This window comes from Brevundimonas sp. FV1ps31S (genome assembly GCF_058681265.1).
In genome coordinates, this window is record NZ_CM178735.1 from 817,661 (window position 1) to 842,090 (window position 24,430).

Sequence of the window (24,430 nt, forward strand, 5' to 3'; positions counted from 1 at the left end):
ATGAGGGCCTGGGCCTGGATGACCGGCGGCCTGATCATCTGGGCTGCGCATTTCATGGGCCTGTACGCCCTGGCCAGCGCGGCCGACGTGGTTTCGACGGCGGATGATCCGGCATGGAGAATGGCGGGTCTCGCCTTCAGCGCGGTCTGCGTCGGCCTGGCCGGGGTGCTTCTGCGTGTCGCCGTGAAACGCCTGTCCAAGCGTCGGGATCAAGGCGGTGTGTTTCGTGACCAGCTCGCCGCTGCGGGCGCAGGCATCGGCGGGATCGCCATGATCTGGCAGACCCTGCCGACTGTGCTCGGCTACTAAAGCGAGGTTCGCCAGGGAGCGACACCCGCCGACAAGGTCCGTTCAAGCCTAATCGTGAGAGCGAGCGTCTTGCGCAAGGCGGTCGGCGTCGCGTTCCAACTGGTCGGCCTTGGCGGGCAGGCTGGCGGCGACGGCGAGGAGTTCGGCGTCGGTGACTCGGTTGCCCCGGCTGCGGTTGTCGGCGATCTGGCGGGCGCGGTAGGCGGGGTCGCGCAGGCGAATGGCCTCCGCCCGCATCTCCTGCGCGCCCTCGCGCATCTGTTCGGCGCCTTTGGACATCTGGCGACGGGCGTCCACGCGGGCGCTGGCGGCCTGGAGCCGGGCCTGTTCGCCCATGCGCCGGGCCTGTTCGCCCAGAGCGCGAGCCTGGGCGGCGCGAGCGCGGTCCTGGGCCCCGTCGAGGCGGGCGATCTCGGCCCGGGCGCGGCTTTCCTCGGCTTGGCGACGGCTTTCGGCGGCGTTCCGACGGGCCTCCGCGGCGCGGGCGCGGGCCTGCTCAGCCTGGGCGCGGGCGTCGGCTGCAGCGCGTTCCGCTTCCGCGGAGGGGACGCCGTTGTACGTGTAGGTATAGCTGGAGCGGAAGACGGGCGGCGCCGGGGGAGCAGGCGGAGCGGGAGGCGCGGGTGGGACGACCATCGACGGCGGTGCGGGCGGTTCCGGCGGGGCGGGCGGAGCCGGGGGCGGGGCCGGCTCGGGCGCTTCAGGCGGCGGGGGCGGGCTGGTCCAGTCCTGACGGCTCAGTTCGAGAGCGGCGAGAGGCGTGGCGACGGCGGCGAGGGCGGCGACAGTCAGGGCGACGGTCAGCGGGCGACGGCGGGACGGGGTGTTCGACATGATGCAGGCGATCCTTGTCTTCAGGGTGCGGGCGTCGGCGGCCATGGGGCTGGCGGCGCAGGGAATGGAGCGAGGGACGGGATGGGCGGCCAGGCGGACCAGGGCGCGGGCGTAGACCTGACGGTCCACGGTGGTCAGGGCGTCGGCGTCGGCGGCCTCTTCGGAGCGGGCGACCAGGTCGAGGTGCAGGGCCCAGACCAGGGGGTTGAACCAGAACAGGGCCAGGCTGAGCCGCGACAGGACCAGGAAGACCCAGTCTTTGCGCCGCAGATGGGCCAGTTCGTGAGCGAGGATGGCGGGGGCGGCCTGGCGTTCAGCGAGACTGGTCGGGTCGACCAGGATGACGCCGGGCGCGGCGCCCCAGCTGAGCGGGCCGGACAGCCGGTCGTTGGCGATCAGGCGCGGCGGCTGGCCGGTGGTCTGGGTGTCCAGCGCGGTGCGCCAGGCGGGGCATTTGACGGGTCGGCCTTCCTGGGTCCAGCGCTCGAGGGTTTGCAGGCCCAGCAGCAGCCGGCCGGCGACCGCCGCGACGCCGATCAACCAGATCAGGCCGACGATCAGGGCTGGCGTGGGCCAGGGCAGGGCGCCGGAGATTTCGACCCCGGCGACGGGGCCGACCTCGCCCTGCCACATGGGCATAGTCTGTGGTGTGATGAGGGGCTCGGCGGCGGGCAGCAGGGCCAGCTTTAGCGACGGCAGGACCGCCATGATCACCGGCAGGGCCAGCAGCAGACAGGTCACGCCGCGCAGGATGTCGACCCGGTCAACCGGCCGCTGAGCCAGAAGACGCGAACAGGCCAGGCCGGCGCCGGCGATCAGGCTGGACTTGACCAGCAGCGAAAGGAGAAGGGTCCAGGTCACGAGTCGCGCTCCACGGATTCGTCGATCATCCGTTCCAGGGCGGCGGCCTCTTGCGGCGTCAGCTTCTGGCCCAGGCCCAGCAGGGCGGTGGCGGCGCTGGCGGCTGAGCCGGCGAAGAAGGTGTCGATCATCCGCTGCAGGGCGCCGGCGGCGACGGCCTCGGTGCGTTGGACCGGGCTGTAGACATAGCCGTCGGGGCCAGGGGTGCGTTCAATCAGACCCTTGGCCTCGAGCCGCGACAGCAGGGTGCGGACGGCGGAGTCGCTGATCGGGTCGGACAGGGCGTTGCGGACGGCGGCGGCGGCGCCCTTCTCGAGCCGACACAGGGTCTCGAAGACCTCGCGTTCGCGGCGGGGCAGGGATTCGATCATGACGCGGTTCCCGTGGCTGTTGGCGCTACACCTGTAGCGCTACATGCGTAGCGGATTGGGGCGGGAATGAGGCGAAAGGATGAACTCGCGGTAGGGCGGGAATTCATCACCTCCCCACCGGCGAAGGCCGGCGGCGAGGACAGGCCGGAGCGTCAGCGAACGCCAGGAGGGGGCGGCGCGGTTTCAGACGCTGGTCCGGTCATCACCACCGCCGGAGTCGCCCCCTCTTGGTCGCAAGCGCGACCTGTCCTCTCCGCGCGCCTTCGCGCGGAGAGGTGAAAGTCAGAGCAGAACCTCGCGCCCTCTCCGCCCCGTCGCCGTCATTCGATCGTGACGACGTCAGGGTCGCACAGGTAGTAGCCGCACAGGACAGTATATTCGCCCCGGTCGCAGGTCTCGGGATCGGCGATCACATCGCCCGCCGCGTCGAGATTGGTCGCTGCGGTCGATCCGGGCTTGTGAGACCAGTAGTCGTCGCTGTCCTTGCGGTACCAGTGGAAATCCTCGTCCGGCCAGATGACCAGGCAGATGATCTGCCCGTCATCGGGATTCTGGGCCGGATCGCCGGTCTCGACCTGACCGTCGCGTTCCGAGGCGGCGCCCACATCCGCGCAGTCGAAGTCGGTGAACACCGCGCCGGAACCGCGGCCCGGCTGGGCGAAGGTGTTGGTGATCAGGTTGTTGGCGTAGTTGTAGCAGTTGTTGTTCGCCATGACGTCCGGGTCGTCGTTCCAGACGCCGGGATCATAAGGAGGGGCGCCGAGGAGGTCCGTGGTCGGGGGCGGTGCGTTCTCCAGACGGTCCAGAGCCCGCAGCACCGCCGCGCGCGCCCTGTCGGACACGACTGAGCCGGCGGTTTCGAGCAGCCACCTTTCGGTCCCGTGGTCGGGCAGTCGGACCGCGCCGCCGTCGCCGGAGTTCAGGCGACGGCCATGCAGGAAGGCGTGCGATGGAAGACGGCCCTTGCTCGCCGTCTGCAAGGTGAAGCCGCGATACCCAAGCGTCCTCGGCTGCTGGACGGCGCTTTCGGTGACCGCGGCGCCCCGCGCGAGGGCGGCGCCGAGCGTGGCCTCTTGCTCTGACGACAAGGTCCAGCGGGGATTGGGGCGGCCGGAATAGATGTGAAGCGTTACGGTGACTGACATGGAAATCCTCCCGAGTTGCATCCATAAGATGTATTAATCGGGCGACCAGATCAATCTAAAGTTGTCTACTCCCGGAGATTTGTTCAATCTTGGCGAGTGGAGACTGGCGGAACCTCGCTAGAGAAGGACTTCTCGGCCGTTGGCGGCGCTGCGCAGTCCGGCGTCGAGGATGCGCATGACGGTCAGGGCCTGGTCGGCGGGGACGGGCGGCGGGCCTTCGCCGCGGATGGCGTCGCGGACGGCGGCGTAGAAGGCCGGATAGTCTCCGCGTTCGGGGGGCGGGGTGGTGCGCACGGTTTCGCCGTCGATCTGTTTCGTCAGGACGCCGGGCGAGGGGTCCAGGCCCCAGTCGGCGTCGCCGGGGCGTAAGCCCGCCTTGGACTGGTTCTCCTGGGCGTCGAGGCCGTGTTTGACGAAGCTGCCGCCCGTGCCGTGGACGACGTAGCGGAGGCTGGCCTCGGCGGCGAGGTGGCTCATGTTCAGGATGACGCGCAGCCGGTCGTAGCGCAGCAGGACGTGGGCGTAGTCGATGGCCGTGGCGCCGACGCGCTGGGCCTGGAGGTCGGCGTAGACGGCCAGGGGCGGGCCGAACAGCTGGACCGCCTGGTCGATCAGGTGCGGGCCCAGGTCGGCCCAGACGCCGCCGTCGCGCTGGTCCTTCCAGCGGTCGGTCACGGTCGGGCGGAAGCGGTCGTAGTGGCTTTCGAACACGGCGACATCGCCCAGTTCGCCCTGGTCGATCAGGCGGCGCAGGGTCAGGAAGTCGGCGTCCCAGCGGCGGTTCTGGAAGACGCTGAAAACGCCGGGCGACGCGGCGGCGACTGTGGCGACGGCTTGCGCGTCGGCCAGGGTGGCGGCGAAGGGCTTGTCCACCACCACCGACTTGCCGGCCTGAAGCGCGGCGATGGACTGTTCGGCGTGCAGGACGTCGGGGGTGGCGACGACGATCAGGCCGATGTCGTCGCGGGCCAGGGCGGCGTCCAGGTCGGGCAGGACCGCGACGTCCGGCAGGTCGGCGTGGACGGCTTCAGGGCGCGACGAGACGACGGCGGTCAGGGTCAGGCCGGGGGTGGCGGCGATCAGGGGGGCGTGGAAGGTCTGGCCCGCCAGGCCGTAGCCGACGACGGCGACGCCGATGGGTGCGTGTGAGGTCATGCCCCGATCAATAGCGGTCCGGGCGGGGTCCATCCAGCACATAGGGCACCACGCCGCGCTCGTTCTCGGGGACGTGAAGGGCGCGGTCCAGGGGCGGGAAGGCGCGCTGGGTGCAGTCGGTGCGCTCGCAGATGCGGCAGCTGACGCCGATCCGGGCGGCGGGGCCGTTCAGGTCCAGACCGGCGGCATAGACCAGGGATCCGGCGTGCTCGACCTCACAGCCCAGCGACAGGGCGTAGCGGCGGTCGTTGGCCAGATAGGAGCCGCTGGGCTTGGACACGGAGCGTGCAATGGAGATGTAGCGCGAGCCGTCGGGCATCTCGGCCAGTTGGACCCCGATGCGGTCGGGCGTGGCGAAGGCTTCGTGCACGTTCCACAGGGGGCAGGCGCCGCCGAAGCGAGCGAACTGGAAGCGCGTCGCGCTGTGGCGTTTGGTGATGTTGCCGGCCATATCGACGCGGGCGAAATAGAAGGGCACGCCGCGCCAGCCGGGCCGTTGCAGGGTCGAGAGCCGGTGGCAGACTTGTTCGAAACTGACCTGGAAGCGGGTGCGCAGGCGGTCGATGTCGTGCTTCTCCGCCCGCGCCGCTTCGAGGAAGGCGCGATAGGGCAACAGCAGCGCGCCGGCGGCGTAGTTGGCCAGGCCGACGCGGGCCACGTCGCGCGCGGCCTGGGTGCGGAAGGCGGCCTGGTCCAGCTCGGTCTCGATGAGGTCGCGGAAGGACAGCAGGGCCAGCTGGTGGGCCAGCTGGAACGATCGGGTGGCGCCGGGCTGCCAGGCGTCGAGGCTCAGGATCCGGCTGGCGGGGTCGTAGCGGCGCAGGGCCTCCTGGCCGGCGACATAGACGGTGCGGACCCCGTGCCGGTCGGCCAGTAGGGTCTCCAGCGCCCGTTCGATCGGGCCGTCCTGGGGGATGTCGGCGGCCAGGGCCTCGGCCGCCGTGTCCAGGCTGTCGACGTAGTTGTCGCGGTAGTGGAAGAAGTCGCGGACCTCCTCATAGGGCAGCAGGGCGACGCGGGCGCCCAGTTCGTCGCGGCCCAGGGTGTCGTCCAGCGCCTTCACCCGCTCGTCCAGCTGGCGGAAGGCCTGGTGCAGGGCCAGGAACTGATGGGCCAGGCGCGGGGTATTGGCGACGGCCTGTTTCAGCTCGGCCGCCGTCGGGGGTTCGGCCCCGCCGCTGACCGGACCGGCGATGTCGGTGGTGGCCTCGCGCAGGTCGGCGATCAGGCGGGCGTCGCCCTCCAGATCGAACAGGCTGGCGTCGATATGGAAGGCGCGGGTCAGGGCGATCAGGACGCGGGCGGTGGCCGGGCGCTGATTGGTCTCGATCTGCGACAGATAGGAGGGCGACAGACCCAGACGTTCGGCGCAGGCCTCCAGCGTCCAGCCGCGCGCCTCGCGCAGCTTGCGCAGTTTGGCGCCCAGAAAAAGCTTCTCAGCCATTCGCAACTTTGCTGTTCATAAGGACGTCCTTTGCAAGTCCACGCAGCTCCGCATCTTTTGCAAAGTTGCGTTTGCGTATTTGCGATGAAGCCGCCACTCCTTCCCTCACGAACAAGAGGCGTAAACCCATCATGACTCAAGCCATCCTTGAAGAACTGGAGCGTCGTCGCGCCGCCGCCAAACTGGGCGGTGGGGAAAAGCGTATCGCCGCACAGCACGCCAAGGGCAAGCTGACGGCGCGCGAACGCATCGACGTTCTGCTGGACGAGGGCTCCTTCGAGGAGACCGACATGTTCGTCGAGCACCGCAGCCACGACTTCGGCATGGAGACGCAACGCATCCCCGGCGACGGGGTGGTGACGGGGCGCGGGACCATCGGCGGGCGGCTGGTCTATGTCTTCTCCAAGGATTTCACGGTGTTCGGTGGCAGCCTGTCGGGCGCCCATGCGGCCAAGATCGTCAAGTTGCAGAAGATGGCCCTGACGACGGGGGCACCGATCATCGGCCTGTTCGACGCCGGCGGGGCGCGGATCCAGGAGGGGGTCGAGAGCCTGGCCGGTTACGCCGACATCTTCCTGCAAAACACCCTGGCCAGCGGCGTCATTCCCCAGATCAGCGTGATCATGGGGCCGTGCGCGGGCGGCGACGTCTATTCGCCGGCCATCACCGACTTCATCTTCATGGTGAAGGACACGAGCTACATGTACGTGACCGGCCCCGATGTGGTGAAGACGGTCACCAACGAGGTCGTCAGCCACGAGGATCTGGGCGGGGCGCGGGTCCATGCCGGCAAGTCGGGCGTGGCGGACGGGGCGTTCGAGAATGATCTGGAAGCCCTGTCGGAGGTGCGCCGCCTGATCGGCTTTTTGCCGCTGTCGAACCGCGAAAAGCCGCCGGTGCGCGAGAGCTACGACGAGCCCGAGCGGGACGAGCCGTCGCTGGACACCCTGATTCCGGCCAATCCGAACCAGCCCTATGACATGAAGGAGCTGATCCTGAAGGTGGTCGACGAGGCCGACTTCTTCGAGATCGGCGCCGATTTCGCCAAGAACATCATCTGCGGCTTCGGCCGGCTGGACGGCCAGACGGTTGGGATCGTCGCCAACCAGCCCCAGGTGCTGGCGGGCGTGCTGGACATCGATTCAAGCCGCAAGGCCGCGCGGTTCGTGCGCTTCTGCGACGCCTTCGACATTGCGCTGGTGACCCTGGTGGACGTGCCGGGCTTCATGCCGGGGACGAAACAGGAGTACGGCGCCCTGATCAAGCACGGGGCCAAGCTGCTGTTCGCCTATGCCGAGGCGACCGTGCCGAAACTGACCCTGATCACGCGCAAGGCCTATGGCGGCGCCTATGACGTGATGAGTTCGAAACACCTGCGCGGCGACGTCAACTACGCCTGGCCCACCGCCGAGATCGCGGTCATGGGCGCCAAGGGGGCGGTCGAGATCATCTTCCGCAAGGAGGCCGGCGACCCGGCGGCCCTGGCCGCGCGCGAGGCGGAGTACAAGGACCGGTTCGCCAATCCCTTCGTGGCGGCGGGGCTGGGCTATATCGACGACGTCATCATGCCGCACGGGACAAGGCGGCGGTTGGTGAAGGCGCTGCGGACGCTGAAGAACAAGGTCCAGGAGAACCCCTGGAAGAAGCACGATAATATTCCGCTTTAGGTGATGAAACACGTCCTCTTCATCTGCTCGCGCAATCGGCTGCGCAGCCCACAGCTGAACAGGTGTTCGCCAACTGGCCGAACATCGAAGTGGCTTCTGCGGGTCTGGCTCCGGATGCCGAAGAGTTGGTGACGGGGGAGATGGTCGAGGAGGCGGACATTATCTTTGTGATGGAGAAGCAGCATCGGGCGAAGCTGGCGCGGCGGTTCAAGCCGCAGCTCCGCAAGGCGCGTGTCGTTTGCCTCGATATCCCGGATGATTACGCCTTCATGCAGCCCGAGCTCGTGGCGGTGTTGAAGACGAAGGTGACGCCGTTCCTATGAGTGGATTTCATCATAACGCCCGATGGGTGCAGTTGGAGCCCGCTTGTTCGCTCTCCACCCCCCTGTCGTCATCCTCGGGCTTGTCCCGAGGATCCATACGCTCGGTGTCGGCCTGTGCGCACCGGCCTCGACGGAGTCTATGGATCCTAGGCACAAGGCCTAGGATGACGGGGAGGGGTGCGGGGATGACGGAGAAAGAGGAAGGGGCGTCACGTCTCTTCCGGGGGCGTCCAGTTTCGATAGACTTCCGGGTCCGGCTCTGCGCCCGTCGCCCGGACCAGACCGTTGAACAGGTCGTCCCAATGCGGGTTGGTGCGTTCGATCAGGTTGGCCTTCCAGTCGCGGGGCCAGCGTTTCAGAGACTTTTCGCGCTGGATCGCGCCGACGATGGTGTCATGGAATTCGTACCAGACCAGGCGTTTGAGGCCGAACTGCTTGGTGAAGCCGTCGATGAGGCCTGCTCTGTGTTCGCCGACGCGCGTGACAAGTCGGCTGCTGACGCCGGTGTAGATCACGCCGTGTTTTCTGTTGGTCATCATGTAGCAGCCGATCAGGCTGTCGCGACCGACCATCTGTTTCTCCCCCACACCCCGTCATCCTCGGGCTTGTCCCGAGGATCCATACGCCCGGTTTGGGCCGGTGAGCCCCGGCCTCGACGGAGTCTATGGATCCTAGGCACAAGGCCTAGGATGACGATTATGAAGGACTGAACCATGTTCTCCAAAATCCTCATCGCCAACCGGGGCGAGATCGCGGTTCGGATCATCAAGACCTGCCGCCGCATGGGCATCAAGACCGTGCAGGTCTATTCGGAGGCCGACGCCGGGTCGTTGGCGGTCGAGATGGCGGACGAGGCGGTGTTGATCGGGCCGGCGCCGGCGGCGCAGTCCTATTTGCTGGCGGACAAGATCGTCGAGGCGGTGCGCCAGACGGGGGCGCAGGCCGTGCATCCGGGCTTTGGGTTCCTGTCTGAGAACGCCGGGTTCGCGCGGCGGCTGAGGGACGAGGGGATCGCCTTTATCGGGCCGAACCCCGAGGCCATCGAGGCCATGGGCGACAAGATCAGCTCCAAGAAGCTGGCGGCCGAGGCGGGGGTCTCGACCGTGCCGGGCCATATGGGGCTGATCGAGACGCCGGAGGAGGCGGTCAGGATCGCCAACCAGATCGGCTATCCGATCATGATCAAGGCCTCGGCCGGCGGCGGCGGCAAGGGCATCCGCGTGGCCCATTCGGACGCCGACATGGCCGAGGGGTTTGCGGCGGTGAAGGCCGAGGCGCTGAACGCCTTCGGCGATGATCGGGTCTTTCTGGAAAAGTTCATCATCGACCCGCGCCACATCGAGATCCAGGTGCTGGGCGACAAGCACGGCCATGTGGTCCACCTGTTCGAGCGCGAATGTTCGATCCAGCGCCGCAACCAGAAGGTCATCGAGGAGGCGCCCTCGCCCCTGCTGGACGAGGCCACCCGCGCCGCCATGGGGGCGCAGGCCGTCGCCCTGGCCCAGGCGGTGAACTATGACAGCGCCGGCACGGTCGAGTTCGTGGCCGGTCAGGACAAGAGCTTCTACTTCCTGGAAATGAACACCCGGCTGCAGGTCGAGCATCCGGTGACGGAGCTGATCACCGGGGTCGATCTGGTCGAACAGATGATCCGTTCGGCCTGGGGTGAAAAACTGGCCTTCGAGCAGAAGGACCTGAAGATCGACGGCTGGGCCATCGAGAGCCGGATCTACGCCGAGGACCCGTATCGCGGCTTCTTGCCGTCCATCGGGCGGCTGGTCCGTTATGAGCAGCCGGAAGAGGGCGATCAGGGGGATTATACGGTCAGGAACGATTCCGGCGTCCGCGAGGGCGACGAGATCAGCATGTTCTACGACCCCATGATCGCCAAACTGTGCGCCTGGGGCGAGACGCGCGAGGACGCGGTGACGGGCATGGCCCGGGCGCTGGAGGACACCCACCTGTCGGGCCTGGGGCATAATGTACCCTTCCTGGCGGCGGTGATGGACCAGGAGCGGTTCAAGTCGGGCAATCTGTCGACCAGCTATATCAAGGACGAATTCCCGGACGGCTTTAACGGCCTGCGCCCGACGGTGGAGCAGGAGCGGATCCTGATCGCCTCGGCGCTCGCTATGCACGAGGTCATCGCCGAACAAGACGGCGACCCGTCGGACCGCACCGACTGGATCGTGATGATCGACAAGACCCCGCACGGCGTCGGCCTGTCCTACGACGAGGACGAGGAGATGATCCTGACCCTGACGGGCGGGGGCGACATCCGCCTGTCGGACATCGACTGGCGGCCCGGCCTGGCCCAGTTCAAGGCCGAGCTGGATGGAGAGCCCTTCACCGCCGAGGTCAAACGCGTCGCCGACGGCTTCGACATCCGCCACCGCGCGGTGCGGGCGCGGGTGCGGGTGCTGCGGCCCCATGTCGCCGAACTGTATGCGCGCCTGCCGGAGAAGGTCGCGGCGGACACCTCCAAGATGGTGCTGTCGCCGATGCCGGGGCTGGTGGTGTCGATCCCCGTCGTGGTGGGCCAGGCGGTCAAGACCGGCGAGACGGTGGCCATCATCGAGGCGATGAAGATGCAGAACATCCTGAAGGCCGAGCGCGACGGGGTGGTGAAGGCGGTGGGGGCCAAGGACGGGGATCCGGTCGCGGCGGATGACGTGCTGGTGGAGTTCGGGTGATGCGGAGCGTGGGTTCGCCGCCACTCTCTCCGTCGTCATCCTCGCCCTTGTGGCGAGGATCCATACGCTCGGTGTCCGCCTGTGCGCACCGTCCTCGACCGAGTCTATGGATCCTAGGCACAAGGCCTAGGATGACGGCGTGTGGGTGGGCGGCCGCATGAGCTTCCCCACACCCACACCCCTCGAATGGCGCGAGGCGGCCCAGAAGGCGTTGAAGGATCGGCCGATAGAGGCGCTGATGTCCCTCGACGCCGACCAGTTAGTGACGCGGCCGCTGTACGCCGGGGCGACCGGCGTTCAACCCATCTTCGCGCCGCGTCCGTCCGACTCCGAAGGCCGCGCCTGGGATTTGCGGACCCTGGTCGAGGGGGATGATCCCGAGGCGGTCAACGCCGCCGTCCTGACCGATCTAGAGAACGGCGCCGCCTCGGTGGTGCTGAAGGGCCGGGTGTTGGCGGATTCCGCGCCCTTGGGCCGGGCGCTGGAAGGCGTTGCGCTGGAGCTGGCGCCGGTGGCGCTGGATGCGGGGATCGACGGGCCGGAGGCGGCCAATGCCTTGGCGGTCACAGCCAAGGGATCGCCGCGCGCCAAGCTGAGGTTCCACATGGACGTGATCTCGGCCTTCGCCGAGGCGGGCGGGGCGCCGCGTTCGGTCGAAGAGCATCTGAGCCTGGCGGCCAATACGGCGGCGCGGCATGCGGGGGCCTATCCCGACGCGACCTTCTTCATGGCCAGCGGGCGCGTGGCGCACGAGGCGGGCGGATCGGCGGCGCAGGAGCTGGCCTTTGCGGCCGCCAGCGTGGTGGCCCATGCGAAGGCGGCCGTGGACGCCGGGATGTCGGTCGAGGCGGCCTTGCGCGGCACTGTGGTCGGCCTGTCGGTCGATGCGGAATATTTCGACAGCCTGGCCAAGGTCCGGGCCATGCGGCTGATCTGGGCCGCGTTGATGCGAGCCTTCGGGGTCGAGACGCCGGCCGTGATCGAGGCGCGGTCGTCGCGGCGGATGCTCAGCAGCCGCGATCCCTGGCCCAATCTGCTGCGGCTGACGGCGGCGGGGTTTGCGGGCGCCGTGGGGGGCGCGGACGTGGTGGTGCTGGACGGATTCACCCGCGCCTCGGGCCGGTCCGACGCCTTTGCCAGGCGGCAGGCGCGGAACACACAGCTGGTGCTGATGGAAGAAGCCAATCTGGGCCGGGTCGATGATCCGGCGGCGGGGAGCTGGTATCTGGACGCCCGGACGCGGGATCTGGCCGAGGCCGGCTGGGCCGAGTTCCAGATGATCGAGGCCGAGGGCGGTCTGGTCGAGGCCCTGAAGGGGTCGGTGATCCAGCCGCGCATCGCCCGCGCCAGGGCCCTGAGGGAGGCGGCCCTGGCGAAGGGCGCGGCCCAGATCATCGGGGTGACGAAATATGTGGACGCGGACGTGCGTTCCGCTCCGGTCGAGGCGGGCGGTGAGGAGGGGGCGGCGGTGGAGCGGGTGTGGGAACCTCTGAGCCCGATCCGCTTCGCCGCGGCCTTTGAGGAGGCGGCTCAATGAGTTTCCCCGATTTTAGAAAGATCGCCCTGGACCTTGGATCGACCGGACAGGGGCCGACGCGCGAGCCGTGGCTGACGCCCGAGGGGCTGACGGTCGAGACCGCTTACGGCGCCGAGGCGCTGGAGGGGCTGGATCACCAGGACGGTTTGCCGGGCTTCGCGCCCTTCGTGCGCGGGCCCTATCCGACCATGTATGCGGGCAATCCCTGGACCATCCGCCAGTACGCCGGCTTCTCGACCGCCGAGGAGTCCAACGCCTTCTATCGTCGCAATCTGGCGGCGGGGCAGAAGGGGCTGAGCATCGCCTTCGATCTGGCGACGCACCGGGGTTATGACAGCGACCACCCGCGGGTGAAGGGCGATGTCGGCATGGCGGGGGTGGCCATCGACAGCATCTATGACATGCGGACCCTGTTCGACGGGATCCCGCTGGACCAGATGTCGGTGTCGATGACGATGAACGGGGCGGTGCTGCCGATCCTGGCCCTGTATGTCGTCGCGGCGGAAGAACAGGGCGTGCCGCACGCGGCCCTGACCGGGACCATTCAGAATGACATTCTGAAGGAGTTCATGGTTCGGAACACCTACATCTATCCGCCCGAGCCCTCGATGCGGATCATCGCCGACATCTTCGCCTGGACGGCGCAGGAGACGCCGAAGTTCAACAGCATCTCCATCAGCGGCTATCATATGCAGGAGGCCGGGGCCTCGGCGGATATCGAGCTGGCCTATACGCTGGCGGACGGGATCGAATATCTGCGGGCGGGCGTCGCGGCGGGCATGCCGATCGACCGTTTCGCGCCGCGGCTGAGCTTCTTCTGGGCCATCGGCATGAACTATTTCATGGAGGTGGCCAAGATGCGGGCGGGCCGCCTGCTGTGGGCCGAGGCGGTGCGGAAAGAGGGCGGGGTCGATCCCAAGTCGTTGAGCCTGCGCGCCCACTGCCAGACGTCGGGCTGGAGCCTGGCGGCGCAGGACGTGTTCAACAATGTGCCGCGCACCATGGTCGAGGCTATGGCGGCGGCGGGCGGGCAGACGCAGAGCCTGCACACCAATGCACTGGACGAGGCCCTGGCCCTGCCGACCGACTTCTCGGCCCGGATCGCGCGCAACACCCAGATCCTGCTGCAGTCGGAGACGGGGCTGACCAAGGTCATCGATCCCTGGGGCGGCAGCTTCTATGTCGAGCGGCTGACGCACGAACTGGCCGAACGGGCGCGCGCCCACATGGCCGAGGTCGAGGCCCTGGGCGGCATGGCCAAGGCCATCGAGGCCGGGATCCCCAAGCTGCGGATCGAGGAATCGGCCGCCAAGACCCAGGCCCGGATCGACACCGGGCAGCAGACGGTGGTGGGGGTGAACAAATATCTGAACCCCGTCGTCGACGATATTCCGATGCTGAAGGTCGATAATGCGGCGGTGCTGGCCGCCCAGATCGACAAGCTGAAACGGCTGAGGGCCGAGCGGGATCAGGCCGTGACCGATGCGGCGCTGAAGGCGCTGACGAACGGTGCGCGGGGCAGCGCCAATCTGCTGGAGCTGGCGGTGCAGGCGGCGCGGGCCAAGGCGACGGTGGGTGAAATCTCCGACGCGCTGGAGGCCGCCTTTGGGCGCCATGTGGCGACGGTTCAGACCGTGTCGGGCGTTTATGCCAAGGAGGCGGGCGCCGATCCCCGCTTCGCCCGCGCCCGCGAGATGGTGGCGACCTTCGTCGAGAATGACGGCGGGCCGCCGCGCATCCTGATCGCCAAACTGGGTCAGGACGGGCACGACCGGGGCCAGAAGGTGGTGGCCACCGGATATGGCGACCTGGGCTTTGACGTCACCGCCGGCGCCCTGTTCCAGACCCCGGCCGAGGCGGCGCGCGATGCGGTGGACAAGGGCGTCCATGCGGTGGGGGCTTCGTCTTTGGCGGCGGGGCATTTGACGTTGGTGCCGGAACTGAAGGCCGAGCTGGAGAAGCTGGGCCGGCCCGACATCATGATCGTGGTGGGCGGCGTCATACCGCCGTCCGACGTCCAGCCCCTGCTCGATATGGGCGCAGCCGCCGTCTATCTGCCCGGGTCGGCCATCGCCGACACGGCGGTGGACCTGATCGAGAAGCTGAACCAGCGGCTGGGTTACGCCCAGCCCGCGCCTAAGGAGATCGCATGATCGGCGCCCTGAACCATGTCGGGGTCGCGACCCCGTCCATCGCGGACTCGATCAAACTGTATCGCGACATTCTGGGGGCGACGAAGATCGGAGAGCCGTTCGACCTGCCGGCGCAGGGGGTGAAGGTCTGTTTCATCGACACGCCGACGGCCCAGATCGAGCTGATCGAACCCTATGACGAGACCAGCCCCATCGTCGGCTTCCTGGCCAAGAACCCCAAGGGCGGCCAGCATCACGTCTGTTTCGAGGTCGCCGACATCCACGCCGCCGTCGCCGAGATGCGGGCGAAGGGCGTCACCATCCTGGGCACGGGCGAGCCGCGTATCGGGGCGCACGGGACGCCGGTGGTCTTCCTGCACCCGCGCGACATGGGCGGGGTGCTGATCGAGCTGATGGAGACGCCGAAGAGTGGCCACTAAATTGGCAACGATGAGTTTCAATCGTTTCGATTTCTGACCGTTTGGGTTCCTGCCACTCTGTCTGTGTCGAACGGGGCTGGCCCGTTCCAGAGATAAGAACGAGCAGTCCCATGACCACTTTCACCACCACAGACGGCGTCGACATCTTCTTCAAGGACTGGGGTCCCAAGGACGGCCCGGTCGTGATCCTGAGCCACGGCTGGCCGCTGAACGCAGACAGCTGGGAGAACCAGGCCTTCTTCCTGGCCTCGAACGGCTATCGAGTCGTCACCCATGACCGTCGGGGCCACGGCCGCTCGACCCAGGTGTGGGGCGGCAACGACATGGACCACTACGCCGACGACCTGGCGCAGCTGATCGAATATCTGGACCTGAAGGATGTCTCCCTGTTCGGCTTCTCGACCGGCGGGGGCGAGATCGCCCGCTATGTCGGCCGCCACGGCACGGGCCGGGTCGCCAAACTGGGCCTGATCTCGGCGGTGCCGCCGCTGATGCTGCAGACCGAGGCCAATCCTGACGGCTTGCCGATGGCGGTGTTCGACGGCATCCGCGCCGGCAGCGTCACCGACCGGTCGCAACTGTATCTCGACCTCGCCTCGGGTCCCTTCTTTGGGTTCAATCGCCCCGGCGCTAAGGCGTCGCAAGGCATGATCCAGAGCTTCTGGGCTCAGGGCATGATGGCCGGGTTCAAGAACACCTATGACTCGATCAAGGCCTTCTCGGAGACCGACTTCAACGAAGACCTGAAGAAGTTCGACCGTCCGACCCTGATCGTCCACGGCGACGATGACCAGGTGGTGCCGATCGACCGGGCTGGCCGCGCCTCAAAGGAACTCGTCCCTCACGCCGAACTGAAGGTCTATCCGGGCGCGCCGCATGGCCTGACCGATACGCACAAGGATCAGCTGAACGCCGATCTGCTGGCCTTCCTGCGCGGCTGATTTAACCACCCATGACCGGCCGCGTCTCCCACCCGGAGGCGCGGTCGACTTGCGCGGCCGGGAGCCTTTCGTCAGCTTGACCGTTGATCACCCGAACGGAAGACCTGACCATGATGCGCCGCCTGACCGCTTTCGTCGTCCTCGCCGCCCTGACGGGGGTCTCCGCCTGTCAGCAGGCCGAGCCGGAGCAGCCGGTCGCCCCGGTCGAGCCCCAGCCGGCGCCGGCGTCCGCCGCTCCGGCTGTGGGCTACGCCTGCGAGAGCGGGGCGATGGTCGAGGCGCGGTATCCCGACACGGCGACGGCGCAGCTGGCCTACAAGGGTCAGACCTATGATCTGCGCTCGGTCGAGGCGGCCAGCGGCGCCCGCTATGTCGGCTCGGGCGTCGAGTGGTGGACTGCGCCACGTGATGGCCAGGAGCGCGCGACCCTGAGCCGGCTCGGCCCCAACGAGGAGGTCGGGGTGGCGGTGCTGGAACAATGCGCGCGGCCCGTGGCGACTGCGGCGCCCGCCTCGCGGGTTCCGCAATCTCTGCCTGGCCAGACGACTACGGCCGCGCCCGGCGGCGTCCTGCCTGCGTCCACGCCCTGCAAGGGACCGCAGCTGAGGCTGGCGGCCGAGGGCGGCGACGCCGGGGCGGGCAATCGGGTGCGCAACTTCAGCCTCCAGAACCTCGGCGCCCAGGCGTGCAGCCTGACCGGCTATCCGGGCGTGACCTTGCTGGACGGGCAGGGGCGGCCCCTGACGTCGATCCGCGCCGATCAGAGCCCCGGCAGCTATTTCCGCCAGGGCCAGGCGCCGACGCCGGTGGAGCTGGCGCCCCGGGCCAAGGCCTATTTTGAGGTGGCGTGGAGCGTCGTGCCCGACGAGACGATGCAGAAGACCTGTCCGAGCGCGGCGACCCTGCGGGTCACGGCGCCGAACGATACGGCGGCGGTCAGCCTGGCCTTCGCCTTCCAGCCCTGCGGCGGCAAGGTCCGCGTCAGCCCGATCCGGGCCGAGGCCGATCCCGAGATGGCGACCTAAGACGGGTGGAATCCCGGTCGAAATCGGCGTAGGTCGCGGCTCATGACCCAGAGCTTCTACGACCGCGTCGCCGGCGAACTGACCGAGATCGACGCCCAGGGCCTGACCAAGCCCGAACGCATCATCGCCTCGCGCCAGGGGCCGGTGATCCAGGTGGCCGGCCGCGACGTGCTGAACTTCTGCGCCAACAACTATCTGGGCCTGGCGGGCGACGAGCGGGTGACCCAGGCCGGGGTCGCGGCGCAAGCGAAGTGGGGCGCGGGCACGGCCTCGGTCCGCTTCATCTGCGGCACCCTGGAGATCCACAAGGAGCTTGAGGCCGCCATAGCCGGCTATCTGGGTTTCGAGGACGCCATCCTGTTCGCCGCCGCCTTCGACGCCAACGGCGGCCTGTTCGAGCCCCTGCTGGGCGAGAACGACGCCATCGTGTCCGACAGCCTGAACCACGCCTCGATCATCGACGGGGTGCGGCTGTGCAAGGCCAAACGCTATCGGTTCGCCAACTCCGACATGGACGAGCTGGAAAGCCGCCTGAAGGAGGCCCGCGAGGCCGGCGCCCGCGACATCATCATCGCCACGGACGGCGCCTTCTCGATGGACGGCTATATCGCCAAGCTGGATGAGATCCGGGTGCTGGCCGACAGGTACGACGCCCTGATCATGGTCGATGACTGCCACGCCACGGGCTTCCTGGGTCCGCAAGGCAAGGGCTCCTTCGCCCATCACGGGGTCGAGGTGGATTTCGTCACCGGCACCTTCGGCAAGGCTCTGGGCGGCGCCATGGGCGGCTTCATCTGCGCCAAGAAGTCGGTCGTCGAACTGCTTAAACAGCGGGCGCGGCCCTATCTGTTCTCCAACGCCCTGGCGCCGGCGGTGTGCGGGTCTTCCCTGGAGGCCATCCGCATCGCCCAAGGGTCGGAGGGGGACGCCCTGCGCACCCGTCTGTCGGCCAATGCTCACCGCTATCGCAACGCCATGGCCGATGCGGGCTTCACCCTGCTGGACGGCGAGCATCCGATCATCCCGGTCATGCTGGGCGACGCCAAACTGGCGCAGGATTTCGCGGCGCGGGCGCTGGAGCTGGGCGTCTATGTGATCGGGTTTAGCTTCCCGGTCGTGCCGCGCGGCCAGGCCCGCATCCGCACCCAGATGTCGGCGGCGCATTCGTTTGAGCAGATCGACCGGACGGTTGCGGCGTTTACGCAGGCGGGGCGGGAGCTGGGGGTTATCTGACCCCTCGCTCCGTCACCCTCGGCCACATTATTCCCGTCATCCTCGGGCTTGTCCCGAGGATCCATAGACTCCGTCGAGGACGGTGCGCACCGGCTAAAACCGGGAGTATGGATCCTCGGGACAAGCCCGAGGATGACGATCTTAGAGTTTTTAGGAGACGCCGTTATGGCTGAATCGATGAAAGCCCTGGCCAAGACCGCGCCGGGCGTCGGTCTGGAACTGATCGACGCGCCGATCCCCGAGGCGGGACCGGAGGATGTGCTGATCCGGGTGCACCGCACCGCCGTGTGCGGCACCGACATCCATATCTGGAACTGGGACGAGTGGTCCCAGAAGAATGTCCCGACCCCGATGATCACCGGCCACGAGTTCGCCGGCGAGATCGTCGCCGTCGGCAAGGACGTGGATCGTCCGCTGAAGATCGGTCAGCGCGTCTCGGCCGAAGGGCACGTCATCGACCTGAACTCCGAAGCGGCCCGTGCCGGTCATTTCCACCTGGACCCCAAGACGCGCGGCATCGGCGTCAACCGCCAGGGCGCCTTCGCCGAGTTCGTGGTGGCGCCGGCCTTCAACGTCATCGAGCTGCCGGACGACGTGCCCTATGAGATCGGCTCGATCCTGGATCCCTTCGGCAATGCGGTGCACACGGCGCAGCAGTTCGACCTGCTGGGCGAGGACGTCCTGGTCACCGGCGCCGGCCCCATCGGCATGATGGCCGCCGCCGTGGCCCGCCACGCAGGCGCGCGCACCGTGGTCCTGACCGACATCAACGACTTCCGGCTGGAGCTGGCGCAGAAGGTCGCGCCGGGCGTCCGCACCGTGAACACGACCAAGGAAGACATCCACGACGTCATGAAGGAGCTGGGCCTGAAGGTCGGGTTTGATGTGGCCCTGGAGATGTCGGGCTCGCCCATCGCCTTCAAACAGTGCGTCGATACCCTGATCATGGGTGGCGGCATGGCCATGCTGGGCATTCCCGGCAAGCCGATGGAGACCGACTGGGGCGCGATCATCCTGAAGGCCCTGACCATCAAGGGCGTCTACGGCCGCGAGATGTTCACCACCTGGCGCAAGATGTTGGGCCTGCTGAAGGCGGGGCTGGACCTGAGCCCGCTGATCACCCACCGGCTGGACTATGCCGACTATCGCGAAGGCTTCGAGGCGATGAAGTCGGGCCAGTCGGGCAAGGTGGTGCTGAACTGGGACAAGGTGGCGTGAGCGAACTTCACCTCCCTGTCGGCGGAGGCCGACGGGGAGGACCGGTCGCGCAGCAACCAGGAGGGGGCGACTCCGACAGTGGTGATGAACGGCTCAGCTTCTGACGCCGAGTCGCCCCCACCTGGCGCTCGCTGACGCGATCGCCTGTCCTCCCCGCGCGCCTTCGCGCGCGGGGAGGTGATCTCGCCCCTCAGTTCGTCTTGCGGATCAGTTCGTCGGCCAGGGCGGCGGTCAGATAGCCGTCGGCGATGCGGCCGTTGGCCTGCTGCCAGCGGCGCAGGGCGGCGCGAGTGTTGGAGCCGATCACCCCGTCAATGCCTTGAGTGTCATAGCCCAGCCGCGTCAGGGCGGCCTGGGCGCCGATCCGCTGTTCGCGCGACATGGAGGCGTCATTGGGCCAGGCCTTGGTCAGGCCCGGCTTCCCCATGATCCCGTCCGCCGTCAGGCCGATGGCCAGGGCGTAGGAGACCGAGTTGTTGTAGCGGCGGATCACATAATGGTTCGGCAGGGCCAGGAAGGCCGGGCCGTTGGCACCCTGGGGCAACAGAATGGTCGCGTCCTCGACCGCCTCGGCGCCGGTCGGTGTGCCGCCCTGGGCCAGGCGCACGCCCTTGGCCGCCCAATAGGCCCAGTTGTGCTTGGGCCCTTCGGCCTCGGCGTAGTTGAAGCCGGCGGGCAGGATCACTTCGTAGCCCCAGCCCTGGCCTCGCTTCCAGCCGGCCTGGGCCAGCAGATTGGCGGCCGAGGCTAGGGCGTCCGCGTCGTCGGCCCAGATATCGACCTTGCCGTCGCCGTCCTGATCGACGCCCAGGCGCAGATAGTTGTCGGGCATGAACTGGGTCTGGCCCATGGCCCCGGCCCAGCTGCCCTTCAGGCCCGCGCGCTCGCGGCGGCCGTCGACGACGATGTCCAGAGCGTCCTTCAGCTGGGCCTCGGCCCAGTCGCGGCGGCGGCCGTCATAGGCCAGGGTCGCCAGCGAGCGGATGACGTCATAGTCGCCCTGGACCTGACCGAAGGCGCTTTCTTGGGCCCAGACCCCGACCAGGATTTCCGACGGCACGCCGAACTTCTGAACCACCGGCCACGGCACGCGGTCGATCCGCTGCTTGGCCTGGGCGATTCGCGAGGCGGTCACGGCGTTCTGGACATAGGCGCCGGCGGGCTTGGAGAATTCGGGCTGGTTGCGGTCCAGCCGCACGACCGAGGGGTCGGGGGTCAATCCCGCCAGTTCGCGTTCATAGTCGGCGCGCCGGGCGCCGCCCTTGCGCGCCAGGAAGCCCTGTTTCCAACCCTCGAACCCCTGCTGATCATAGGCGGCCAGGGGCGGCGCCTGGGGCGTGGGCGCCGGGACGACCACCGGCGGGGCGGGTTCGGGTGTCGGCGTCGGCAGGCTGACGGGCGGTTCCGGCAGCATTGGCGCACAGGCGGCGACCGAGACGATCAGGAGCAGGCGATAGGAAAAGCGCATGAGATTCAGACTACAGCCCCCGAGCCCATAGGTGAAATGACATACGCGCGAATGGGCCTCACGCGCCATCAAAGCGCCTGTGGCGCGAAAGCGTTGCCGCAAACTCCCCTGTTGACGTCGTTAACCCTCAATTTCATCGACGCGCTAACGCACTGCGGCGTATTGGCGCAGGGTGCTCTGACGGCCTGATGGCGGAGTGGCGACGCAACGGGCGTGCAACCCCGAAAACCCTCCGTTCGACTCGGAGGTCAGGCCTCCATGTTTTTTGGTGCTATCGCGCTTCGCGCTACTTGAGCACATGATTTTGGGTGCTACCGCCCTTCGGGCTACGTGAGCACGGGGCGGGGGAACGCCCTTGTTGGCCAGGCGGGGATTGGCTTTTGTGTGGTTTCGGCCCGTAGCGGGTTGACCTTCTCCAGACCGCTCTCTATACGACCGCCTCCGCCGCGATCCGCCCGGATCAGCGGCTTTCTTATTGGCTTCTCTCAGGACGTCCGACCATGAAGGTCCGCAGCTCGCTCAAGTCCCTGAAGACCCGTCACCGCGACTGCAAGGTCGTGCGTCGCAAGGGCGTCGTCTTCGTCATCAACAAGACCGACCCGCGCTTCAAGGCGAAGCAAGGCTAAGCTGCGTCTGTTTGCGCGCCGCGTTGGCGGCGTGCGCACGCAGGGTTTTGCTGACGATCCACAGGCTGCGGGCTTTGTCCGCGGCCTTTTTCGTGTTCGCGGTTGAGTCGCGCCTTGCGGCATGGTTAGCGTCCGCGCCTGATTTCTGGAGTATTCCCCATGGCTGACGACGCCTCGTTCGACGGTGGTCCCGACGTTCTCACCGCGACGGCCCAGGGCCGGCTGCGCACCATCATCGAGCGCCTCGAACGCCTCGAGGAAGACAAGCAGGCCGTCATGACCGACATGAAGGAGGTCTTCGCCGAGGCCAAGGGCGAGGGCTATGACGTCAAGATCCTGCGCAAGGTCATCCGCATCCGCAAGCAGGACAAGGCCAAGCGCCAGGAAGAGGACGCCATCCTGGACCTCTATATGTCGGCCCTGGGCGAGATCTGAGGCTGACCCGGCTTGAAGCGCACCCCCTTCAAGCCAGGCGGCGGCCTTTCGCGCTCAGGCGAGCCGAAGGGCGGTAACGGGTTCAAGACGCGCTCAAGCAGCCCGAAGGGCGATGGCGCACCCAAGACGGCTCCGCCGAGCCCGTTCGAAGTCCAGCGTGAGGCGGCGAAACGCGCCGCTCTGAACGCATTGAAACGCGCCCGCCGCTCGGCAGAGAAGGCGGGCGTTTCTCTGTCCGAATGGGAGGGTGAGTTCCTCGATTCGGTCGGCGAGCGGGTGAAGACCCACGGCCGCGCCTTCGCCGACCCCGAGAAGGGCGCGCCCGGTCAGGCGCTGTCGGCCATGCAAGGCCGCAAGCTGAAGGAGATCACCGCCAAGGCGAAGGGCGAGGAGCCGAAGCGGCGGTGGGGACGCAGCAAGACGTCTGGCTCGAATCGACCTCAGGATGACGGCGACACAACGGGGGAAGACTGATGTACGCTATCCTAGCCGGCTTTCGCCGCTTGGCGGATTTCAAAGGACGGGACAGGCGATCGCAGTTCTGGCCGTATGCCCTGACCGTTGTCGGACTGTCCTTCGTCGGGCTTTGGTTGGGTATGATCCCGACGATGACCGCCGTGTTTGAACAGGCGTCTGCGGCCGCAGCGACAAACCCCGAGGCGGCGACTGTCGTCAGCGGCCCGGGTCACTACTCGGTCGAAATCCACGACCCGACGTTCATGCCGGATATGGGCCCGTTTTTCATGGTTCTGAGGATCGGCGTGGCGGCGGTCGTGATCCTCTTGGCCGCCGCCGTGACGCGCCGTCTGCATGACACCGGCCGAGCGGGCTATTGGGGCCTGCCGCCTGTAGTGTTCCTGACGATCGGCCTGACGGCGTTTCCCGCCGTGATGACCAGCGTCATGCAGGAGGATGCGCTGAACATCGGCCTGTTCATGCTGCTGGTTCTCAACAACGTCCTCTACATGGCCAGCCTGATCGGTCTCGTCATCCTGCTTGTGCTGGACGGCAAGAAGACGGTGAACCGCTACGGTCCTCCGCCGGCTGGATCTTAGCCCGCCTCTTTCAACTGCCCCTCCAGCCCCTGTTCGCGCACCTTGCGGTACAGGGTGGAGCGGCCGATGCCGAGGCGGCGGGCGATTTCGGACATGTGGCCGGCGTAGACCTCGATGGCGTGCTGGATCAGGTCGCGTTCGATGTCTTCCAGGGTCCGCAGATGGCCGCGGTCGTCGAGGATGCGGATCGGTTGGTCCGGCAGGGGCGGCAGGTCGGCGTAGGAGGGCGCCTGAACTCGAGGCGCAGCCGTCGCCGCCTCCGGCATCGGCGCCACGACGCCCGAGATGGACGGGAAATCATAGGGTTGCAGGAAGGGCGAGTCGGCCAGGACGATGGCGCGGAACACCGCGTTCTCGAGCTGGCGAACATTGCCGGGCCAGTCGAAGGCCTGGAGCATGGCCAGGGTCTCGGGCGCGCAGCCCATGATCCGCTTGCCTTCCTCGGCGTTGAACCGGGCGATGAAATGATCGACCAGGGCCGGGATGTCCTCGCGGCGGTCGCGCAGGGACGGGGCCTCGATCGGGAAGACGTTGAGCCGGTAGAACAGATCCTCGCGGAAGGCGCCGTCCTTGACCTGTTGGGCGGGGTCGCGATTGGTGGCCGAGACGATGCGGACGTCGATCTTCACGGGCCGTTTGCCGCCGACCGGATCGATCTCGCTCTCCTGCAGGGCGCGCAGCAGCTTGACCTGGAGGTCCAGCGGCAGTTCGCCGATCTCGTCCAGGAACAGGGTGCCGCCGTCGGCCTCACGGAACTTGCCCAGGGTCTTGTCGACGGCCCCGGTGAAGGCGCCCTTCTCGTGACCGAACAGGATGGATTCCGCCAGATTGGCGGGCAGGGCGCCGCAGTTGACGGCGACGAAGGGCTTGCCGGCCCGGTCGCTGGCGCCGTGCAGGGCGCGGGCGATGACCTCCTTGCCGACGCCGCTCTCGCCGGTGATCAGGACGGGGATGGAGGATTTGGCCGCGCGGGCGCCGAAGGCCTTGACCATCCGCATGGGGGCGCTGTCGCCGATGATGTCGTCGAAGCTGGCGCGGCCTTGCGCGCGCTTGGTCAGCCGGCCGACCTCGGCGGTCAGTTGATCCAGCTTCAGGGCGTTGCGCACCCCGACCAGCAGGCGTTCCGGTCCGACCGGCTTGACGAAGAAGTCCTGAGCCCCGGCCTGCATGGCCTTGACCACGGTGTCGATGCCGCCGTTGGCCGTCAGGACGATGACCGGGGTGGTCACGCCCGCGCTGCGCAGCTCGGCCAGGCATTCCAGCCCCGACATCTCGGGCATGACCATGTCCAGCAGGATCACGTCGGCGCCGCCGCCGCGCGTCATCCGGTCGATGGCCTCGCCGCCGCCGGCCGCATGGACCACGGCGTGACCGTCGCGTTCGAGCACGGCCTGCAACAGGCGGCGCTGGGTCGGATCGTCATCGACGACCAGAACGGTCTTGGCCATGGGGTGTCCCTTGTCATCACCGAGGGGCCGCCGGTGATCCCGACTGGCCCGTTTCGGGACGATTTCTAGG

The 24,430-nt window shown here is 67.7% G+C and carries 23 protein-coding genes and 1 tRNA gene; 16 read left to right on the forward strand and 8 right to left on the reverse strand.

The window, feature by feature from the left end:
* Window positions 1-309 carry a hypothetical protein gene (locus tag ACVPT3_RS03760; RefSeq protein WP_492042868.1) on the forward strand — a complete coding sequence of 103 codons (309 nt, stop codon included), beginning with the start codon at window positions 1-3 and terminating at the stop codon, window positions 307-309.
* A gap of 48 nt (window positions 310-357) precedes the next feature.
* On the opposite strand, the gene ACVPT3_RS03765 is transcribed toward ACVPT3_RS03760, so the two are convergent.
* From ACVPT3_RS03765 to ACVPT3_RS03785, 5 genes are all read right to left on the reverse strand, one after another.
* Window positions 358-2,004, reverse strand: a complete 1,647-nt coding sequence (locus tag ACVPT3_RS03765) for a M56 family metallopeptidase (protein WP_492042869.1) — start codon at window positions 2,002-2,004, stop codon at window positions 358-360.
* Complete coding sequence (locus ACVPT3_RS03770) at window positions 2,001-2,375, reverse strand: BlaI/MecI/CopY family transcriptional regulator (protein ID WP_492042870.1); 375 nt, start codon at window positions 2,373-2,375, stop codon at window positions 2,001-2,003. Before ACVPT3_RS03770 ends, ACVPT3_RS03765 begins: the two co-directional genes overlap by 4 nt.
* 320 nt (window positions 2,376-2,695) lie before the next feature.
* Window positions 2,696-3,520: a hypothetical protein gene (locus ACVPT3_RS03775; protein ID WP_492042871.1), complete on the reverse strand. Its 825-nt coding sequence runs from the start codon at window positions 3,518-3,520 to the stop codon at window positions 2,696-2,698.
* A 117-nt stretch (window positions 3,521-3,637) separates the two neighbouring features.
* Complete coding sequence (locus ACVPT3_RS03780) at window positions 3,638-4,675, reverse strand: oxidoreductase (protein WP_492042872.1); 1,038 nt, start codon at window positions 4,673-4,675, stop codon at window positions 3,638-3,640.
* Between the two features lie 7 nt (window positions 4,676-4,682).
* Window positions 4,683-6,119 carry a helix-turn-helix domain-containing protein gene (locus tag ACVPT3_RS03785; RefSeq protein WP_492042873.1) on the reverse strand — a complete coding sequence of 479 codons (1,437 nt, stop codon included), beginning with the start codon at window positions 6,117-6,119 and terminating at the stop codon, window positions 4,683-4,685.
* A gap of 131 nt (window positions 6,120-6,250) precedes the next feature.
* On the opposite strand from ACVPT3_RS03785, the gene ACVPT3_RS03790 reads away from it, so the two are divergent.
* Together ACVPT3_RS03790 and ACVPT3_RS03795 are read left to right on the forward strand one after the other, a co-directional pair.
* Window positions 6,251-7,786, forward strand: a complete 1,536-nt coding sequence (locus ACVPT3_RS03790; RefSeq protein WP_008259414.1) for an acyl-CoA carboxylase subunit beta — start codon at window positions 6,251-6,253, stop codon at window positions 7,784-7,786.
* Window positions 7,787-7,848: 62 nt separating this feature from the next.
* Complete coding sequence (locus ACVPT3_RS03795; protein ID WP_492042874.1) at window positions 7,849-8,109, forward strand: phosphotyrosine protein phosphatase; 261 nt, start codon at window positions 7,849-7,851, stop codon at window positions 8,107-8,109.
* 209 nt (window positions 8,110-8,318) lie between these two features.
* On the opposite strand, the gene ACVPT3_RS03800 is transcribed toward ACVPT3_RS03795, so the two are convergent.
* Entirely contained in the window at window positions 8,319-8,681 is a 363-nt protein-coding gene (locus ACVPT3_RS03800; protein ID WP_492042875.1) for a GIY-YIG nuclease family protein, read from the reverse strand.
* 141 nt (window positions 8,682-8,822) lie between these two features.
* On the opposite strand from ACVPT3_RS03800, the gene ACVPT3_RS03805 reads away from it, so the two are divergent.
* The 8 genes from ACVPT3_RS03805 to tdh all read left to right on the forward strand — a co-directional run bounded on the left by ACVPT3_RS03805 (window position 8,823) and on the right by tdh (window position 19,328).
* On the forward strand, window positions 8,823-10,802 hold the full coding sequence (locus tag ACVPT3_RS03805; protein WP_492042876.1) for an acetyl-CoA carboxylase biotin carboxylase subunit: 1,980 nt from the start codon (window positions 8,823-8,825) through the stop codon (window positions 10,800-10,802).
* 157 nt (window positions 10,803-10,959) lie between these two features.
* Window positions 10,960-12,339 carry a methylmalonyl-CoA mutase family protein gene (locus ACVPT3_RS03810; RefSeq protein WP_492042877.1) on the forward strand — a complete coding sequence of 460 codons (1,380 nt, stop codon included), beginning with the start codon at window positions 10,960-10,962 and terminating at the stop codon, window positions 12,337-12,339.
* On the forward strand, window positions 12,336-14,492 hold the full coding sequence (gene scpA / locus ACVPT3_RS03815; RefSeq protein WP_492042878.1) for a methylmalonyl-CoA mutase: 2,157 nt from the start codon (window positions 12,336-12,338) through the stop codon (window positions 14,490-14,492). The genes ACVPT3_RS03810 and scpA overlap by 4 nt, the downstream gene beginning before the upstream one ends.
* Window positions 14,489-14,911: a methylmalonyl-CoA epimerase gene (mce, locus tag ACVPT3_RS03820; RefSeq protein WP_492042879.1), complete on the forward strand. Its 423-nt coding sequence runs from the start codon at window positions 14,489-14,491 to the stop codon at window positions 14,909-14,911. The genes scpA and mce overlap by 4 nt, the downstream gene beginning before the upstream one ends.
* A gap of 110 nt (window positions 14,912-15,021) precedes the next feature.
* Window positions 15,022-15,852, forward strand: a complete 831-nt coding sequence (locus ACVPT3_RS03825) for an alpha/beta fold hydrolase (protein WP_492042880.1) — start codon at window positions 15,022-15,024, stop codon at window positions 15,850-15,852.
* An 83-nt stretch (window positions 15,853-15,935) separates the two neighbouring features.
* Window positions 15,936-16,877 carry a DUF4232 domain-containing protein gene (locus ACVPT3_RS03830; RefSeq protein ID WP_492042881.1) on the forward strand — a complete coding sequence of 314 codons (942 nt, stop codon included), beginning with the start codon at window positions 15,936-15,938 and terminating at the stop codon, window positions 16,875-16,877.
* Window positions 16,878-16,919: 42 nt separating this feature from the next.
* A complete protein-coding gene (locus ACVPT3_RS03835; protein ID WP_492042882.1) occupies window positions 16,920-18,110 on the forward strand; it encodes a glycine C-acetyltransferase in 1,191 nt (396 codons plus the stop codon).
* Window positions 18,111-18,275: 165 nt separating this feature from the next.
* On the forward strand, window positions 18,276-19,328 hold the full coding sequence (tdh, locus tag ACVPT3_RS03840) for an L-threonine 3-dehydrogenase (RefSeq protein ID WP_492042883.1): 1,053 nt from the start codon (window positions 18,276-18,278) through the stop codon (window positions 19,326-19,328).
* A gap of 190 nt (window positions 19,329-19,518) precedes the next feature.
* Here the strand turns inward: tdh and ACVPT3_RS03845 are convergent, their stop codons facing one another.
* Window positions 19,519-20,796 carry a lytic murein transglycosylase gene (locus ACVPT3_RS03845; protein ID WP_492042884.1) on the reverse strand — a complete coding sequence of 426 codons (1,278 nt, stop codon included), beginning with the start codon at window positions 20,794-20,796 and terminating at the stop codon, window positions 19,519-19,521.
* 182 nt (window positions 20,797-20,978) lie between these two features.
* Between ACVPT3_RS03845 and ACVPT3_RS03850 the strand changes: the two genes are divergently transcribed.
* From ACVPT3_RS03850 to ACVPT3_RS03870, 5 genes are all read left to right on the forward strand, one after another.
* A tRNA-Ala gene (locus tag ACVPT3_RS03850) sits at window positions 20,979-21,055 on the forward strand.
* A 241-nt stretch (window positions 21,056-21,296) separates the two neighbouring features.
* A complete protein-coding gene (gene ykgO, locus ACVPT3_RS03855) occupies window positions 21,297-21,422 on the forward strand; it encodes a type B 50S ribosomal protein L36 (protein ID WP_008263184.1) in 126 nt (41 codons plus the stop codon).
* 159 nt (window positions 21,423-21,581) lie between these two features.
* Window positions 21,582-21,857, forward strand: coding sequence for a nucleoid-associated protein GapR (gene gapR, locus ACVPT3_RS03860; RefSeq protein ID WP_271164237.1), 276 nt, complete (start codon window positions 21,582-21,584; stop codon window positions 21,855-21,857).
* A 180-nt stretch (window positions 21,858-22,037) separates the two neighbouring features.
* Entirely contained in the window at window positions 22,038-22,331 is a 294-nt protein-coding gene (locus tag ACVPT3_RS03865) for a hypothetical protein (protein ID WP_492043784.1), read from the forward strand.
* Window positions 22,331-22,912 (forward strand): DUF805 domain-containing protein, encoded by a 582-nt coding sequence (locus ACVPT3_RS03870; protein WP_492042885.1) that lies wholly within the window; start codon window positions 22,331-22,333, stop codon window positions 22,910-22,912. The genes ACVPT3_RS03865 and ACVPT3_RS03870 overlap by 1 nt, the downstream gene beginning before the upstream one ends.
* Here ACVPT3_RS03870 and ACVPT3_RS03875 read toward each other — a convergent pair.
* Entirely contained in the window at window positions 22,909-24,360 is a 1,452-nt protein-coding gene (locus tag ACVPT3_RS03875; protein WP_492042886.1) for a sigma-54-dependent transcriptional regulator, read from the reverse strand. The genes ACVPT3_RS03870 and ACVPT3_RS03875 overlap by 4 nt on opposite strands.
* Between the last annotated feature and the right edge of the window lie 70 nt (window positions 24,361-24,430).